The 15,105-nt window shown below is 50.6% G+C and carries 14 protein-coding genes; 8 read left to right on the forward strand and 6 right to left on the reverse strand.

The genetic code is table 11. The features are described 5' to 3' along the window. Both ACT3XD_RS18435 and ACT3XD_RS18440 read left to right on the forward strand, forming a co-directional pair. Positions 1 to 1,771, forward strand: a 1,771-nt coding sequence (locus ACT3XD_RS18435; RefSeq protein WP_444280647.1) for a hypothetical protein, incomplete at its 5' end; no start/stop codon positions are given. A gap of 200 nt (positions 1,772 to 1,971) precedes the next feature. Further along, a complete protein-coding gene (locus ACT3XD_RS18440; protein WP_192539710.1) occupies positions 1,972 to 4,740 on the forward strand; it encodes a tyrosine-type recombinase/integrase in 2,769 nt (922 codons plus the stop codon). Positions 4,741 to 4,944: 204 nt separating this feature from the next. Here the strand turns inward: ACT3XD_RS18440 and ACT3XD_RS18445 are convergent, their stop codons facing one another. After that, positions 4,945 to 6,363 carry an IS1380-like element ISPsp9 family transposase gene (locus tag ACT3XD_RS18445; protein ID WP_192539711.1) on the reverse strand — a complete coding sequence of 473 codons (1,419 nt, stop codon included), beginning with the start codon at positions 6,361 to 6,363 and terminating at the stop codon, positions 4,945 to 4,947. A 79-nt stretch (positions 6,364 to 6,442) separates the two neighbouring features. Between ACT3XD_RS18445 and ACT3XD_RS18450 the strand changes: the two genes are divergently transcribed. Next, positions 6,443 to 6,880: a hypothetical protein gene (locus ACT3XD_RS18450; RefSeq protein WP_192539712.1), complete on the forward strand. Its 438-nt coding sequence runs from the start codon at positions 6,443 to 6,445 to the stop codon at positions 6,878 to 6,880. Between the two features lie 67 nt (positions 6,881 to 6,947). Here the strand turns inward: ACT3XD_RS18450 and ACT3XD_RS18455 are convergent, their stop codons facing one another. From ACT3XD_RS18455 to ACT3XD_RS18470, 4 genes are read right to left on the reverse strand one after another with little or no spacing between them, the layout of a single operon-like run. After that, positions 6,948 to 7,232 carry a hypothetical protein gene (locus ACT3XD_RS18455; RefSeq protein ID WP_172116986.1) on the reverse strand — a complete coding sequence of 95 codons (285 nt, stop codon included), beginning with the start codon at positions 7,230 to 7,232 and terminating at the stop codon, positions 6,948 to 6,950. Further along, complete coding sequence (locus ACT3XD_RS18460) at positions 7,223 to 7,543, reverse strand: hypothetical protein (RefSeq protein ID WP_192539713.1); 321 nt, start codon at positions 7,541 to 7,543, stop codon at positions 7,223 to 7,225. The genes ACT3XD_RS18455 and ACT3XD_RS18460 overlap by 10 nt, the downstream gene beginning before the upstream one ends. Positions 7,544 to 7,552: 9 nt before the next feature. After that, complete coding sequence (locus ACT3XD_RS18465; RefSeq protein ID WP_192539714.1) at positions 7,553 to 8,716, reverse strand: site-specific integrase; 1,164 nt, start codon at positions 8,714 to 8,716, stop codon at positions 7,553 to 7,555. Then, positions 8,709 to 8,945 (reverse strand): hypothetical protein, encoded by a 237-nt coding sequence (locus ACT3XD_RS18470; RefSeq protein WP_192539715.1) that lies wholly within the window; start codon positions 8,943 to 8,945, stop codon positions 8,709 to 8,711. Before ACT3XD_RS18470 ends, ACT3XD_RS18465 begins: the two co-directional genes overlap by 8 nt. A 154-nt stretch (positions 8,946 to 9,099) precedes the next feature. On the opposite strand from ACT3XD_RS18470, the gene ACT3XD_RS18475 reads away from it, so the two are divergent. The 5 genes from ACT3XD_RS18475 to ACT3XD_RS18495 all read left to right on the forward strand — a co-directional run bounded on the left by ACT3XD_RS18475 (position 9,100) and on the right by ACT3XD_RS18495 (position 14,524). Then, complete coding sequence (locus ACT3XD_RS18475) at positions 9,100 to 9,345, forward strand: helix-turn-helix domain-containing protein (protein ID WP_192539716.1); 246 nt, start codon at positions 9,100 to 9,102, stop codon at positions 9,343 to 9,345. A gap of 234 nt (positions 9,346 to 9,579) precedes the next feature. Then, positions 9,580 to 10,656 carry a DNA sulfur modification protein DndB gene (dndB, locus tag ACT3XD_RS18480; protein ID WP_192539717.1) on the forward strand — a complete coding sequence of 359 codons (1,077 nt, stop codon included), beginning with the start codon at positions 9,580 to 9,582 and terminating at the stop codon, positions 10,654 to 10,656. Beyond that, positions 10,656 to 12,176: a DNA phosphorothioation system sulfurtransferase DndC gene (gene dndC, locus ACT3XD_RS18485; protein ID WP_225736342.1), complete on the forward strand. Its 1,521-nt coding sequence runs from the start codon at positions 10,656 to 10,658 to the stop codon at positions 12,174 to 12,176. Before dndB ends, dndC begins: the two co-directional genes overlap by 1 nt. After that, complete coding sequence (gene dndD, locus ACT3XD_RS18490; RefSeq protein WP_192539718.1) at positions 12,176 to 14,170, forward strand: DNA sulfur modification protein DndD; 1,995 nt, start codon at positions 12,176 to 12,178, stop codon at positions 14,168 to 14,170. The genes dndC and dndD overlap by 1 nt, the downstream gene beginning before the upstream one ends. After that, complete coding sequence (locus ACT3XD_RS18495) at positions 14,171 to 14,524, forward strand: DndE family protein (RefSeq protein WP_192539719.1); 354 nt, start codon at positions 14,171 to 14,173, stop codon at positions 14,522 to 14,524. Between the two features lie 216 nt (positions 14,525 to 14,740). On the opposite strand, the gene ACT3XD_RS18500 is transcribed toward ACT3XD_RS18495, so the two are convergent. After that, positions 14,741 to 15,105: IS30 family transposase (locus tag ACT3XD_RS18500; protein WP_444280648.1), on the reverse strand; the 365-nt coding region annotated here is incomplete at its 5' end.

The following is a 15,105-nucleotide window of genomic DNA, read 5'->3' on the forward strand; positions in this document are numbered from 1 at the left end:
TCGACAACCACGGAACGGTTATCAAGAAGAAGCCGCTGGTGGCTCCAAAGATACCTCATTAGTGGAGCGCCAGCGTCGCTTCGATGATGATCCAGATGAGAGCTGGGCCGAAACATCCCATTCAGTCACGACCCTCCCACCCGATATAGATGAAAAATCGAAAGACACACTGCGTACCTCAGGGTTATCTACGGCGGAAGAGCGCCCGACCACTGAGCTGACCCAGAATGATACACCTATCAAAGTGGCTGAGGGTGATAGCTCTTTACAGGCCGTATTTCGCGCACGCAGCCAGCAAATATTTCAAGATAAAGCCGCTCAACTGCTACCAGGGCGCTGGGAGCAGTTAAGTGCATTTGACCTTCATCAGTTAATACAGCAGTTGGAGCAAAAGAAACCCTCTCTGCGTCAATGGCTTAAGTGTGTGGTCGGGCTGTTATTAATGACAGGGCGTAGCCTCGACAGTGTGCTGAACACACAGGTAATCAAACACTTTGAGTGGATCCCAAAGGTCATTACCGACCAAGCAATTTACGTTTTACCCAGTGAGTTAGCGTATTGGGTATCAGGGGTTTACCGACCAGAAAATAGTCGCCAGTTGACAGGAGATTGGCCGGTTCAAATGCGCATTACACAAGACCGTCTAGCGCTGCCCGTTCCGCCAATGTTTTGGCGGCTCATAAAGCTAAAAGTACTCCACCTCGCGGTAAGAGTTAATAAACGCTCTGTACCACTGTTTCCAAAAGATTATCGGGAAGAGCTGAAAAATGAGACGAAAGCACTGCTCTCTGACACTAACCGACAAACTGGGTCGCGGTTAACCGCCCATCGCTTGGGTGTCCACCTTTTTAATACGCTCAACCACGGTGATGCTGATTTAACAGCGGCTTGCTTGCTAACGGCACGAGTTCCCTCATTCGGTCAGCAAGCGTCTCTTTATTATTATGCGCCGCACGTGAAACGACTTGAACAGCTATATATCCGAGCTATGGAGGCCATCGCATGGCAATGTTCTACTGATCCGTCATCAGAAGCTGAGCCCTCCCAAGCTATCGCATACGCTACCCCCCGCGATGCCAACTATGTGGGGTCTAATCTAGTACCCAGAGCAGCATACGTAAGCGATCTTGTTACTAATATGCAACAGCAGATTAAGGTAGCTAAAAAGGGGGCAAGGCCGGCCACACTGTTCAACATGCACAATGCCTACGTGGCATATACCGTGGCCATGCTGATGTTCTCGACAGGGTATCGAAGCGTTCGTGACCCACTGCCAAGCTGGGAGAACATTTCGCTATCGCGGCGCATGATCATCATTGCCGACAAAACCGACGATCAACAAAGCCATGCGCGGTTTTTACCACTGACGAGCCTTATGGTCGAGCAGCTCCAGCACTATCAACGCCACCGCCAGGGTCTTCTTGGCCGCTTAACGTTCTTTCTCCAACACCAGTGGAATACGCCGTTCATGTTCCTGGATCAATACGGTAATCCAAAAGAAGTCACTCCAACCCGGCTACATGACCAGTTGCAGTGGATCGACTCCCCGCCTTTAAATATCAACCGGCATTATTTGCATACGCGATTAAAAGAGAGTGACTTATCGTCGGAGGTTGTCGATGCCTTTATGGGTCATTGGGACTCAGGCCAAGAGCCTTGGTCCAGCTACTCGACATTTTGCCCACGTGAATATCAGCACCTTATCGCTTCAGTTATAGAGCCCCTGATGGCGCAACAAGGCTGGAAGGCATTGAAAGGAGCGGCGCTGTGAGTGACAAGACACTCTGGTCAGGATGGCGACTGCCTCGCCCCCAAAAAATGGCAACCGACGGCCAAGAAGAGCGCCGCTATCAACGTGATCGTGAACGCTATCAATTCCTGATGGGCATTCTCGAAACCTTGGAGCAAAAGGTGCCCGGTGCCAGGGAAGGCAAACCGAACCTCTTTTTTTCAGACGCCGATACCGCTGCGGTGTTTGAAGCCTTGCACCAGAACACGCCACCCAAGGCGCTGCGCAAAACGCACAATTTTTTAGTGCAAGGCTTGGAAAATGGCCATAAAAAACTGAAATGGCATGTAACCATCCCAAGTCCATTGGTCACTGTCGCCCGCAAGCCTCCAACGGTCACCACCTCTTCGTTCTCAGACCTGCATCGTTGGGATGCCCTCGTAGAAACACATGACGCAATGTTTAGTGTGGAAAACCTTAGCGGCAAGGCACTGCGTAAATGGATGGTGGGCCGATGGTTATTTCAGTTGATTCGCGAAGGTGCTCTGCTGCATAAGCGTTACCTTGAGCAGGTGCCCCAGGCGTTTGAACAAGGTATTTCTTTTGCTCCAGGCACAGGGTTTCTCATATTATCGGACTGCATTCATTCAGCTAATGTGGACGAGGAAGAAAAAGAAGAAGCCGACGAAGTATCTCATGCGAATCCGTCTCCCAAATCGCTCTCTGAAACTCCCCTCGAAAAAGAGCTGCGATTTCACTATCGGCGACTATGTTTAAGTCCGATGAGCCAGTTGCTACTCCTAAACACCTACCAGCATATAGGCAACGCATGGCCAAGAACCGCTTCTAAAAGCTTGGTGCCTGTCGAGCAGTGCCTGACGTTTTATATCAAAAGCATTGCTGTCGATACACCGCCAGCAAACATCTCAACTCTGCTAACGATGGCAAAAACAGCATCGGCGCTCGATATGCCACCGTTACTGACACACTACGCCAGCAAAGCCGACTCCTCGCACTCGTTACGCCCGTCCTCATGGAAGCGTTTGCTTAACCGCAATGTGTTAATAGCCCCTTCAATAGACACCCACGAAGAAGACGTCTACCTCGATTTCCAAACAACTCACCAGGCCAGCGCTCCCCCTTCCGACCAGCTAAAGCAGCTTCGTCAGTTGCAGCAATGCTTTTCAGCTTCGTTAGTAGGACAAACGGGCAGACGTGAAGCAATCGACAATATCAACGCATTTCTAGCGGTTTCAAATAGTAACGGTGTCATGGTGACGATGCTCGCCAACTGGTGTAAAAAGCTGATGCAAAAAGGTGGCCGGGTTAAATCCAAACTGGCTGCAAGCACTGCAGAAACGTATTTATCGAACATTGCACGCCCGCTGGTAGCGCACAGTCAATCCCTTGGGGATGTTCAAGCTGCCAGTGCCGATCAGTGGGAAGCGCTGTATGAAAACGTATTAAACAGTGCTAAAAATCCCACTTCCAGAGCGAAAATGCGAAATCGTCTTGATGATTTTCATCATTTTCTCGTTGATTCCTTCGCACTCCCCCACATCGACCTCGACAGTGCCAATGCAGAAAAACAGCGCGTCGATGTGAATATCATTACACCCGCCGAATTTCGCCGCGCTTTGGCGCTGATTGAGTCCTCACAGCAGCCCGAGCGCTTTCGCACGATGCAAAAGCTTGCTTTGATACTGGGTTACCGTCTCGGGATCCGCCGCAGCGAGTGCGCGGGGTTGCAAATAAAAGATGTCGCCTACCTATTTGATAACGACGCTTTCGATGGCGAGATCATCATTCGATCCAATGAATACCGAAAAGGCAAAAGCTATTCAGCAACACGACGGTTGCCGCTATGGTTACTGATGCCAGAAGAGCGAAAGCAACTTATCGAGTGGGTAAAACGTCGCCAGGGCGAAATCACTACCCAACAGGTAACTAAACAACTGCTTTTCTGTCGCAGCGGCAATGGTCGACTGCTGCTGGAAGATAAGGCACTTTTTAAACCGATACAAACTGCTTTAAAAACGGCCAGTGGCGACAATACCCTGCGCTACCATCACTTGCGGCATAGTTTCGTGACGTTCACTTTATTGCGTCTATTGGAGCAAGTTAATGGAGAGCTCCTACCACGCGCATGGGTACTGGATGATCATCGCAATATAGCGATGCCGAACACCGATGCCGATATTTCGGCCTTAGCTGGTCTTGCGCCTCAATACAGGCCTTCGCGTAAACGGCTTTGGCAACTCGCACTCTGGGCGGGGCATGCAAGCCCCGATGAGACGCTTAGCTCGTACACCCACTCTCTCGACTGGATCCTTGGGCAAAACTTGCGTGAACGTTTTAACCCCACCCTCAATATCGATCAACAATTCACACTACTTAATTTATCGACTAGAACAGCATTGAGCAGTTGGCGTAACCGTCGCGGGCTCAAAGGACAGACGCAAGCCGGCGTGCTATTGCAATATATGCAGGATGAGTGGCAGCCATATCTGGCAAATGACCCGCTGGAGAAAGAATGGCAGCCCTATCAACCGCCCACCGAGAACCCGCTCGACAACCCTTTCGAAGCCTCGTTCGACTGGCCCGAAGCAACGACGATTTATCAAAGCCTACGGCTTGTTGAACAACAAGAGATTAATGGCATATCGCTTGGCGACGCTATTAACCGTACAGCCAAACGATTCGTACTCGACCCAGAGCAGCTATCTCTCTGGTTGGAGCATGGCGAAGCATTAATGCAACGTAAAACACGAAGAACCAATCAACAGTTTAGTCGCGAAGATAACCGCAATGACCGTTCTCGGCGCGTGGCATCGCAACGTATCTATATGCCAGAGCTTCAACGCTGTATGGCACCGCCTATCAAGCCAGCGGTACTAAGAGAGACCGGGCAGTTTTTTCACCGCCTGCTCGACTGGCATCAGTCACAGTCCGATATCGCGGAAGAAAGCCTAATGACGTTACCCCGCCTTATTCACGAGGGCGCTGATTGAGCGGTCTGAAGGTACTGGCTGTTGGCATTGCTTATCAGGATTCGCATCTTCAGCGCGAGTGGCTGTTGAGTAATGCCAGAACGCAGCCCTTCTCCTACTTACTTATAGCTCTTTGGAATCAATTGCGACCGTCCAAGCAGCCGTGATCGCCGACCGCCGCTCCGGTCGCTCGCTTTCTGATGCTGTGGTGGTCTCGCAGGAGCGTCAGCTCAGTGCGGTCAGCTTCGGCAGCCCCTTCAGCAGCGTCGGCCACCACTTGTCGGCGGCGGCACCCAGATGAACGGTGATTCGCCGAGCGTGCAGCCTCAGCGTGGCGGCGACCTTCAGCACCTGCTCGCGCATCCGGCTGAGGCTCCAGCCTTGCCGGGTCTGCCGCTCCAGCAGGCAGCGCAGGCCATGCAGGACCTGGTAGGCGTAGAGGCTGAGCAGCAGGCTCACCTCGTTGCGGGCCATCACGTCCTGAACGGTGGAGGCGCCACGATCGGTCGACGAGAGGTGCACGTCCAGCGCCGACTTCACCTCGCCCATGTGCGCCTCGGCGCTGCCGCGCTTGCGGTAGAGCGCCAGGACCTTCTCCGGCGGCCAGTCGAACTTGCCGAGGTTGGTGACCAGGAAGAAGGCATGCAGCAGCAGGTCATCGGGGCGTTCCTGCACCACCAGCACCACGCGACGCGGTGCCGACCAAGAGCCCGCTTGATACTCCAGATCGTGGCACCACTCGCGAGGCTGCTCGGGTGGCCGGCCGGGTGGCCGCTTCAGGTGCGGTGCCGCCAGCTTCTGCAGGCCGGAGTGACTGCGCAGTCGGCCCAGGTACTCGATGTCGCGCTCTTCCAGGGCCTCCAACGTCGCGTTGTCGGTGAAACCGGCGTCGATGCGCACCCGAACCTGGGCGCCGGTGCTCTCGTTGAGTCGCCGCACCAGATGCGGGATCCAAGTGTCGGCGTTCTCGGCCGGGCCGGCGTTGCCCTCGCGCAGCAGCCCACCCACCATGTCGCCGGTCTCGGCCAGCGAGGCGACCAGCGGCGAGTAGATGCGGGCCCCGTAAAGGCCATGATAGGCCGACCCGCCCTGGTGGCCATGCACCTTGATCGGCAGGCCGTCGATGTCCAGCGTCAGCTGTTTGGGACGTTCACCGTTCTGCAGCGAGGTCAGGCGCCAGACCACCAGCCGCAGCAGGCCTTCGTGCACGGCATCGATATTGTCGTTACGACCGAGGCAGCTCAGCAGCCGCGACAGCGTGGCTTGAGACGGCCGGTCCTGGACCAGGGGCGTCATACCGCGTGCATCGCTGCAGGCCAACTGCCAAAGCGGGTCACGGCGCAGCGTGTCGGTATCGCTGAGATCGATCCAGCCCATCGCACGCTGCAGCACCAGGGTACGCAACTGGCTGGCCAGCGAATGACGGATGCGCAGCGGGTGGCGTCGATCGACCAGATTGTCTTCCAGCGCCTCAATCACGCCGCTGTTGTCGAGGGCCTCACGCAACAGCAGAGCGCCGCTGTCGCTGGTGGTGCGCTGGCCGCTCAGCTCAACACGGACAGAGCCGTTGCATGAGGGCGTCCAGGTGGATAGGCTTTCACCCATGGCGAGTGGTCCTCTTGAATCGTGTTCTGGCAGGAACATCCTGATTCTACAAGAGAAAACCACTCGCCATCTTCGTTTTCAGGTCGGCCTCATGAATAAGCCGGGGTTACGCAATCATATGCAACGTAGCACCGGGCAGATCGAGCTACCCAATGCTGATGCCATTAACAGTGTCCGCGGACTATTGCGTCCGCTGCGTTGTTTTGAGCAAGTTTACCTCGTGGTCGAAGCCGAGGTAGTGGCCAAAGAAAAAAGCATCAAACGCTACTGGTCCAATGCGACCGACATTTCCCACAAGCGCATTGAGTTGATTCCAACGCCCTCGCCATCTGGCCGGACACGTCATTGGTATGGGAATGCCAATCTCAAAATCACGCGGGGACATTACAAAGACCGTCATCAACCCTTATGGGAAGCCGTACGCTTCGCTGCCTTTATGACGATGCTGGTATTGGGTCTGGGAGACGACGAGCAGCTGCCAGTGACATCATCATTAACTAACGGCGGTAAGGAACCCATCGGGAATCAAAGAGCCCGGCTTAACGTTGGGGCTTAAAAACTTATCCCCACCGCTTAATTTAGAAGTGGTGGGGATAAGTTGAATAGTAAGCAACGCTCTTAGACTAGCTGCTCAGCACCTCGTACGCGTTAATAAAACAAAGCTTCTGACTAGCGAAATTAGCCCACTTGGCGGTTACCTGTATGCGCTGGCCCATTAGCGGTACACCTTGCTCGGTAATATGGCGATCTGTGAGATAAAAACGACAGTTTCCCTTTTCACAAATCAAGTAAAGCGACCAAACCTGATGCTGCATCAACCATTCAGGCCCTTCGGCGCCAGCAACGTAAACCTCACCTTCAAACTGACGTCCTGCCTTTTGAGTAGTTATCTGCGATGTTACTGCCATGCTTGATCCTCCCAGGCCCAAAGCGTGCGCTCTAATTCCGCAAGAAGACGCGGGATCGCTTGGCGATTAGCGTCAAGGCCAAGTTGTTGAAGGGTGCGCCCTACCCAGGTCGTTAGCGCATCAAGGTTGCTGTTCTCTTGCCCATCACCAAGCCACATCACGAGCGCGCAGCCAGAAGCTAAGCTAGTGGCGGAGGCCAAGGACTCCGCCAAACGGCGTTCAAGGCGTCGCTGAGATTGGTGGGTTGCCGTAACGCGCAGTGAGTGTTCGATATCGTCACGGTTCATTTTTTGAGTATTGAGCTGCTTCATCGTCTTCTCCTAAGCGCGTTTCTGGTTAAGCATGCGCTCAAACGCAGAGCCGTCTTGGCGCGTTAGGTTGGGCACAAAGCGTGAGTAAACACGGAAAAGCATTTCCGTCGTGGTATGGCCCATCTGGCGTGCTATCCACTCGGGGCTCTCGCCTGCCGCAAGCCACAATGTCGCCGCAGTATGGCGTGTCTGATAAGGCCGTCGCTTATTCAACCCCAGTTCTTCTAGCAACGGATACCAGACGCGCTTAGTGACGTTATGATGCGATAGCGCGGTGCCTTTGCGCGTGGTGAAGACTAAGCCTGTCTTCCCCGTGACTTCAAACTGAGCCTTCAAGGCATCGAAGACCGGCTGCGACATATCAATCGCACGAAAGGACCCATCGTTCTTAGTGGGCACAACCTTGCCGTTCACCACCGCTTGATGCACTAGAATCTGACGTCGAGAGAAATCAACATGCTCCCAGGTTAAACCGTCAATCTCGCCAGTCCGCATGCCGGTGAAGAAGCGCACGGTGTAGTACTGACGAAAGTCATCGCGGACGTTACTGATGATCCGCTGCACCTCATCTAGGGAAAACGGCTCCACATCGGTGCGTGGCACATTGAGCGATTTAATCCCGCGGTACGGTGAGCTAAACTCATAGCGGTCGGCGGCTTCATTCAGCATCATGCGCAATGGCGTCATGATGTGGTTAATGCGACTGGCAGAGAGTTTCTTGCCGCTCCGGGTATTTACTTTGGCGAGTGACGCCCGGAATTCAAGGATTTCTGCACGGGTGATGCTGCCGACTTCCTTATGCCCTAACGCTGGCAAGATATGGCGATCCAGACACCCCTGCACGGTGACGATCTGTGACTCGCGCCATTCGATCTCTTTCTCCGCAAACCACGTCTCAGCAAACTCGCGCAGTAATGGTGTCGCTTGATAACCTCCTAAGGTAGTCAGTGCACGCTTGCTTAATGTCTTCGCTCGCGGGCTATCCGGAAAATAACGCCCGTAATCAAACGAGCCCAGCGTAATCTCCGCTTCGATCTTCTCCAGGATTCGCTCTAATTTCTTACGGTTGGCAGCTGTGTTCTCCAGTGATGTTTGTTCGCGACAACGTTTACCTAAATAGCGGAAATCAAAGTACAGCTTGCCTGTTTCTTGGCGTGCAACAATTTTACCCATGGCACACACCTCCCCCTGCCATTGGTACGCCAATGCTTTCCTCTTTTGAGTGAAGCTGCATATCGCGCTCGATGGGCTCCCACAAATAAAGAATCTTGCGGCCTCCAAACGGACGGATGTAATGAACACCTTCAAGCAAAACGTCATCTTTTAAACGTTCACGGATGGTGCGTGCATCGTACTTAATGCGCTCTGCAAGCTCACCCGTAGTTAAGTAGTGGATAGGCATCTTATGTACTCTTTAGTGGCCCTATGTAGCTTACACGCTACATAATAGGCATTAAAAAGATGCTGTCAAGCGCCTTTTGTAGCGTTTACTCAACATAAGATGCGATAAGCCAAAATATTTGATAGGATGCAGTCAATTGAAAAAGGCTGCTTTCATGATTCGATTTCGCTTAAAAGAGCTACTGGCTGAGAAAGGTTTTCAAGAAAACCGGCGGGTTACACTTGATGAAGTATCACAGGCCACAGGTATTCATCGCACAACGCTGTCAAAAATCGCTAATCAGCGCGGCTATAACACTGGCACGGAAAACGTAGACCGGCTTTGTGAGTATTTTGGTTGCCAGGTCGAGGATGTCATCGAATATATTTCAGTATCTGATACGCCAGCCTCATCCAAATAAGCCCTGCTTAAATAAACCGCTGGGATCACATTTTCCTTTAATAATCTCAACCTCTCCTATCTTACTAATTTAATTAAACAAATCCTTCGCAAATAGTGCTCATGACTTGTAAGTTAACAATGAAGCCATCGGTCCTGTCGATTTGGTTAGAGGTGCCATCACATTGACCTGGAAGTTTGTATTTAGTAAATTAACTTCCATTCAAATTTTAACTTCCAGGCATCGAGGACCTTCATGGCCGAGTTCTCTCACACTTTTCCCGCTGCACGCGGCATTCAGTCTGGACGGCCATGTTACGTGGCAATGTGCCCTCTTAGATTAGTACCTAAAATTTTTATTTTTGACGGGCACGAAGTACCTCCTGAGCTGAGGGCCCAACGTGTTCTGAACCGTACTCGTATCCCTGACATTGTGAGCTATTTAGTAGACAACCCTTCGGACTATACCCTTTCTGGCATCACCGCTTCTGTAGATGGTCACGTCTCGTTTGAGCCCAGCACGGACACCGGACTTGGGCAAAACCTAGGGCTGCTGTCTATTCCAATGGATGCGAAAATCCTAATTAACGATGGCCAACACCGCCGCGAGGCTATCGTACAAGCGATAGAGCAAAATCCGGAACTTGGGTATGACAATATCCCAGTGCTTTTCTTCATCGACGACGGTCTTAAACGCAGCCAACAAATGTTCGCTGACCTGAACAAGCATGCGGTACGTCCAAGCGACTCCATTAGCACCCTCTATGACCATCGAGACGCTTTATCTGAACTTGCTAGAAATGTGGTTCGAGAAGTAAAAGTTTTTTCAAGGCTGACCGAAATGGAGAGATCGAGTATCTCTAATCGGAGCAGTAAATTTTTCACCTTGTCAGCAATAAAAAATGCATCCAAAGCTTTGCTGATGAAGGGAAAAAACACTCCCATCACTGAAGACGAGCAAGAACTAGCGATTCAGTTCTGGAACGAAGTAGCTGAAAATATGATGGACTGGCAGCTAGCCTTAGAAAAGAAAGTAGCCACTTGTGACCTGCGAGAACAATATGTTCATGCTCACGGCGTCATGTTGCAGGCTATGGGGCAATTAGGTGCTGATCTCATTTGTAAGCCTAAATCGCAGTGGAGTGGAATCCTACAAGGCCTGCAAAGAATTGATTGGGCGCGCGCGAACAGCGATTGGGAAGGCCGTGCTATGCATCATGGCCGCATTAGCAAAGCCCGAAGCAGTGTAGTTCTCAGCGGTAACTACATCAAAAAACAGCTCGGTATCCCGCTTACCCCGATAGAGCAGGAATATGAGGAGTCGTTCAAATAATGGCAGCAAAAGAAAATTTTATTTTTTCAGATCATTTATCCATGATCCAGGATTACACCATTGCCGGTCGTCCTCTCGTGGATTTAGTTCGAGAAATCCAGACCATCTACTGCTCAGATGACCGCCCTTGGATCATTGGTTTTAGTGGTGGTAAAGACTCAACATGCATTTTGTCGCTTATTTACATGGCGCTACTTCAGCTTCCAGTAGAGAAACGTAAAAAACACGTGTATGTCGTTTCATCCGACACTCTGGTCGAAACCCCTGTCGTCGTCGGCATGATTAAGCGGGTAATAGCCACTATCAATGAGTCAGCGCCTCGTGAAGATTTACCCATGAGCGCACACAGTGTAGTGCCGAAGACAGATCAAACATTTTGGGTAAATTTACTGGGCCGTGGCTACCCTGCGCCGAACCAATCTTTTCGTTGGTGTACGGAGCGAATGAAGATTGACCCTGTCAGCGAGTTCATCCTTGATAAAGTCGCTGAGTTCGGTGAAGCCGTTGTCGTATTGGGCTCCCGTAGTCAGGAAAGTGCTTCACGAGCGCAGGTAATCTCTAAGCACAAGATCGACGGCTCTGCTTTAAGCCGCCATAGCTCATTGCCTAATGCATACACGTATATGCCAATCGAAAGCTGGTCAGCAGATGAAGTATGGATGTATCTAATGAGTGCCCCTTGCCCCTGGGGCGGGTCTAATAGAGAGCTGCTAGAACTTTATAAAGGGTCTAACCAGGGTGAATGCCCCATTGTTATTGACAAAAGTACTCCCTCTTGTGGCAACAGTCGTTTTGGCTGCTGGACTTGCACTGTTGTTACTGAAGACAAAGCGCTTCACGGATTGATCGAGTCAGGGGCCAATTGGATGAAGCCTCTACTGGCTTTCAGAAATATGCTCTACCAATCTCGGCAACCTGAAAATTCCGAGGAGTATCGCAACTTCCGTCGCCGGACTGGTCGCGTGTCATACAACTCAGGCGATATCAGCGACGACAGCATTCATGAAATTCGCCACATACCTGGCCCTTATTGGCTATCAAAGCGCCAAGAATTTCTTCGTGAACTTCTGACCATTGAGAAAGAGATTAACGAGAGCGGAGAATCCATCGAACTGATCACGCGACCTGAATTGCATTTGATCAGAAGAGAATGGCTGAGAGACCCAAACGAACCGGACTGGGAAGATTCCCTGCCCCACATATACCGTGACGTATATGGTGAAGACCTCGACTGGGTGGAAGACGATGCCGGAGCATTCACACGCGCAGACTCGGAAACGTTGGAAAAGCTTTCCGATACGTATGGGGTTCCGTCTTCTCTAATCCGAAAGATGCTTGAAGCAGAGCTTCAGGTGTCGGGCCTTGGAAAACGTAGGGGTATTTTAAATAGCCTGGAAAGCATCCTTCAGCGCGACTGGGAAGAGCTTGAAACTATCAACGAACGTAATCAGTCCTTTCGCAAGCGTGGCAAGTTGTACGTTGAGGAAGTAAAAGACGAATTTTCAGAGTTTTTGCATTAATGCTTATCAAAGAGCTTACGCTGACCGATTTCCGAGTTTATGCAGGCACCAATCATTTTAATTTAGCTCCCGAAAAACACTTCGGAAAAACCCGACCCATCATTCTCTTCGGAGGGCTAAATGGGGCAGGTAAAACAAGTATTCTTCTAGGCGTAAGGCTTGCCCTCTACGGGCGCTTATGCCTTGGCTCTACCGTTTCTCAAAAGCGTTATGAAGAGTTTCTCCTGGACGCTCTACATCACTCAAAAGAGACTGACCGCTCTGCGAACCAAGCATCTGTTGAGCTAACGTTCACGTATGCCAAGCTTGGCACGGAAAACCAATATCATGTTCTACGTGAATGGCAACGGAAGGGAAGCAGTGTCAAAGAAACTCTGACAATCCTTGAAGACGGCACTCTTATTAAAGGTCTCAATTACGACCAAGCGCAGAACTTTCTTAATGAACTTATTCCTGCTGGCGTATCTGACTTGTTCTTTTTCGACGGTGAAAAGATAGCTCAATTAGCGGATGACACAGGTGGAGCCGCTTTAGAGCAATCCATTAAGAAGCTACTGGGACTGGACGTAGTTGAAAGGCTTTCCGGCGATTTGACGGTTCTCAACCGTAACCTGACCAAACGATCATCAGCTCAAGAGATTCAAGCTCAAATAGATTCCGAACAATCCAACCTCCAAGATTGCCGTACTCGTGTCGAGTCGATTCGACAAGAGATCACTACGGCTCGTGCTCAACGTGCTGAGATTCAGAATCGAGCTAATAAGATCCAAAAAGGGATTGATGATCGAGGTGGACACTTTTCTGCCTCTCGAACACAGCTCGTAGATGAATTATCAGAACTGCAAGATAAACGGGAACATTTAGTTTCTCAGATTAATAGCCTAGTATCTGATGCGGCGCCTATCGCACTTGCAGAGGAGTTCTGTGCAAGGACGGAGACCCAAATAGAGAGCGACCTAAATCTCCACAGTCTTCTTCAGGAGCGTAGAATTCACGAAGAGTATCGTACGAAACTAATTGAGTCGCTTGACTCAAAGTTATCGGAAGATACTTTAAGCATAGTTCTTAATGGATTAGATACGCTTAACCTATCTTCAAAAGATCGGAGTCTCGATCAGCTAATTCATGATTTGACACCGTCTCAAGCTGGTCACCTTTTCACTACGTTTAATCAGGCTCGAAAGCAGCGTGAAGAAGTATCTACGTTATTCGAATCGTTAGAAAAAATTGAAGCTGCTCTCGATGAGATAGGCGCTTCACTAGCGCGCGCACCAGACGACTCACTGATCGCTACGGATTTTGAGAATCTTCAGCAGCTACAGCAAAAGCTTGGCAGGCTAGACGCTGAAATCGATACCCTTCGAAAATCAGGTAAAGAGACTGCGAATGAGGCTGTTGAGGTTGCCCGAAGACTTGATCGGCTTTATGAGACAGCTGCGAAATTAAGCGACCAAAAACGGGTGCTCGACTATATAAATAATGCGAATGGCCTTCTAACCGACTATGTAGACCAGACAGCTAAAGCAAAAATTCAGGATCTTGAAGCACAGTTCACTGAATGCTTTGCAAAGCTGGCACGTAAGGATGACTTGGAGCTACAGATCCGCATCGATCCTACAACTTTTAATGTAAGTCTTCTCTCCGGCAGAGGTAGGGGAATTGCAAAAGATGAGCTTTCTGCCGGTGAAAAGCAGATTTTCGCGATCGCAGTGCTCGAAGCGTTGGCAAAGACCTCAGGACGCCAACTGCCGATGATCGTTGATACCCCTCTGGGGCGACTAGACTCAGAGCATCGAACTAAACTAGTCGAAGGTTATTTTCCAACCGCGAGTCATCAAATGATTGTTCTTTCGACAGATACGGAGGTCGACGAAGCATTTTATACAGCTCTCTCACCAGATATTTCACGAGCCTATAAGCTCGAATACGACTCTAGAGTAGGGGCAACACGGGCCCGTGAAGGCTATTTCTGGCAAGAGAAGGAGGCCCACTAAATGTTTCCCTCTCGTATCCAGTTAAGCAAGAAGACTTGGGACCGTTTGCAGTATATGCAAACGAAAACACGCCTGACGCCTAACGTACTGGCACGTACGGCGATCGCGCTGGCGCTGCGTGATACGCATACGGCAACGATCAATGAAAACAAGCCTGAACAGACGCATGTGATCAACCGTGATGTGCTATTTGGCGATCAGGCGAGTGTGTATGAAGCCTTGATTCGGCAGTTTTGTGCCGAGCAAAAGGTCGATGCTGATGTTCAGGATATTGTTCGGTCATTGATCGATGTTGGCTTGCATAAAATAGGGCATGTAAAATCGATAGCTGATTTAAAACAAAGTTTTGTATAAAACAGCTTATTCTAAAAAGAGCAAAAGTGCTCACTAAAAAGTGAGCACAAGTTTTCATCCATCCGGCAAGCTCAAATAGTATCATTAACCGCTTTTTTTAATTCTCCATCGACATCGTTTTCGCTTATAAAGCCGGATTTATATTTCAATGCTTCTAACACTCTATTTTTTGTTGCAGACCTAGGGCTGAAATAATCACCAGAAAGTTCGATACCTCTAAGGCTCGATCACTTCTATCGGACATTTAAAATCAAAGCGTTTTCGAGGGCGCATATTCAACTCGAAAGCGATAGCGTCGAGCTCTTCTTGGCTATGCACGGAAAGATCCGTCCCTTTCGGTAAATATTGGCGGATAAGGCCATTGATATTTTCGTTGGCGCCCCGTTGCCAGGGGCTATGTGGATCGCAAAAGTAAATGGCGACGCCGGTTTCCTGAGTGATCTTTGCATGCTGCGCCATTTCGCGGCCCTGGTCATAGGTCATGCTTTTTCGGGCCGTCGTCGGCATTCGGTTTAAGGCCGCACTGAAGCCTGCTACCGCTGATGTAGCGGTGGCATCGTCCATTTTAGCGAGGATGAGAT

It is taken from the genome of Halomonas sp. AOP7-B1-5 (assembly GCF_052353045.1).
Taxonomy (GTDB): domain Bacteria; phylum Pseudomonadota; class Gammaproteobacteria; order Pseudomonadales; family Halomonadaceae; genus Vreelandella; species Vreelandella colorata.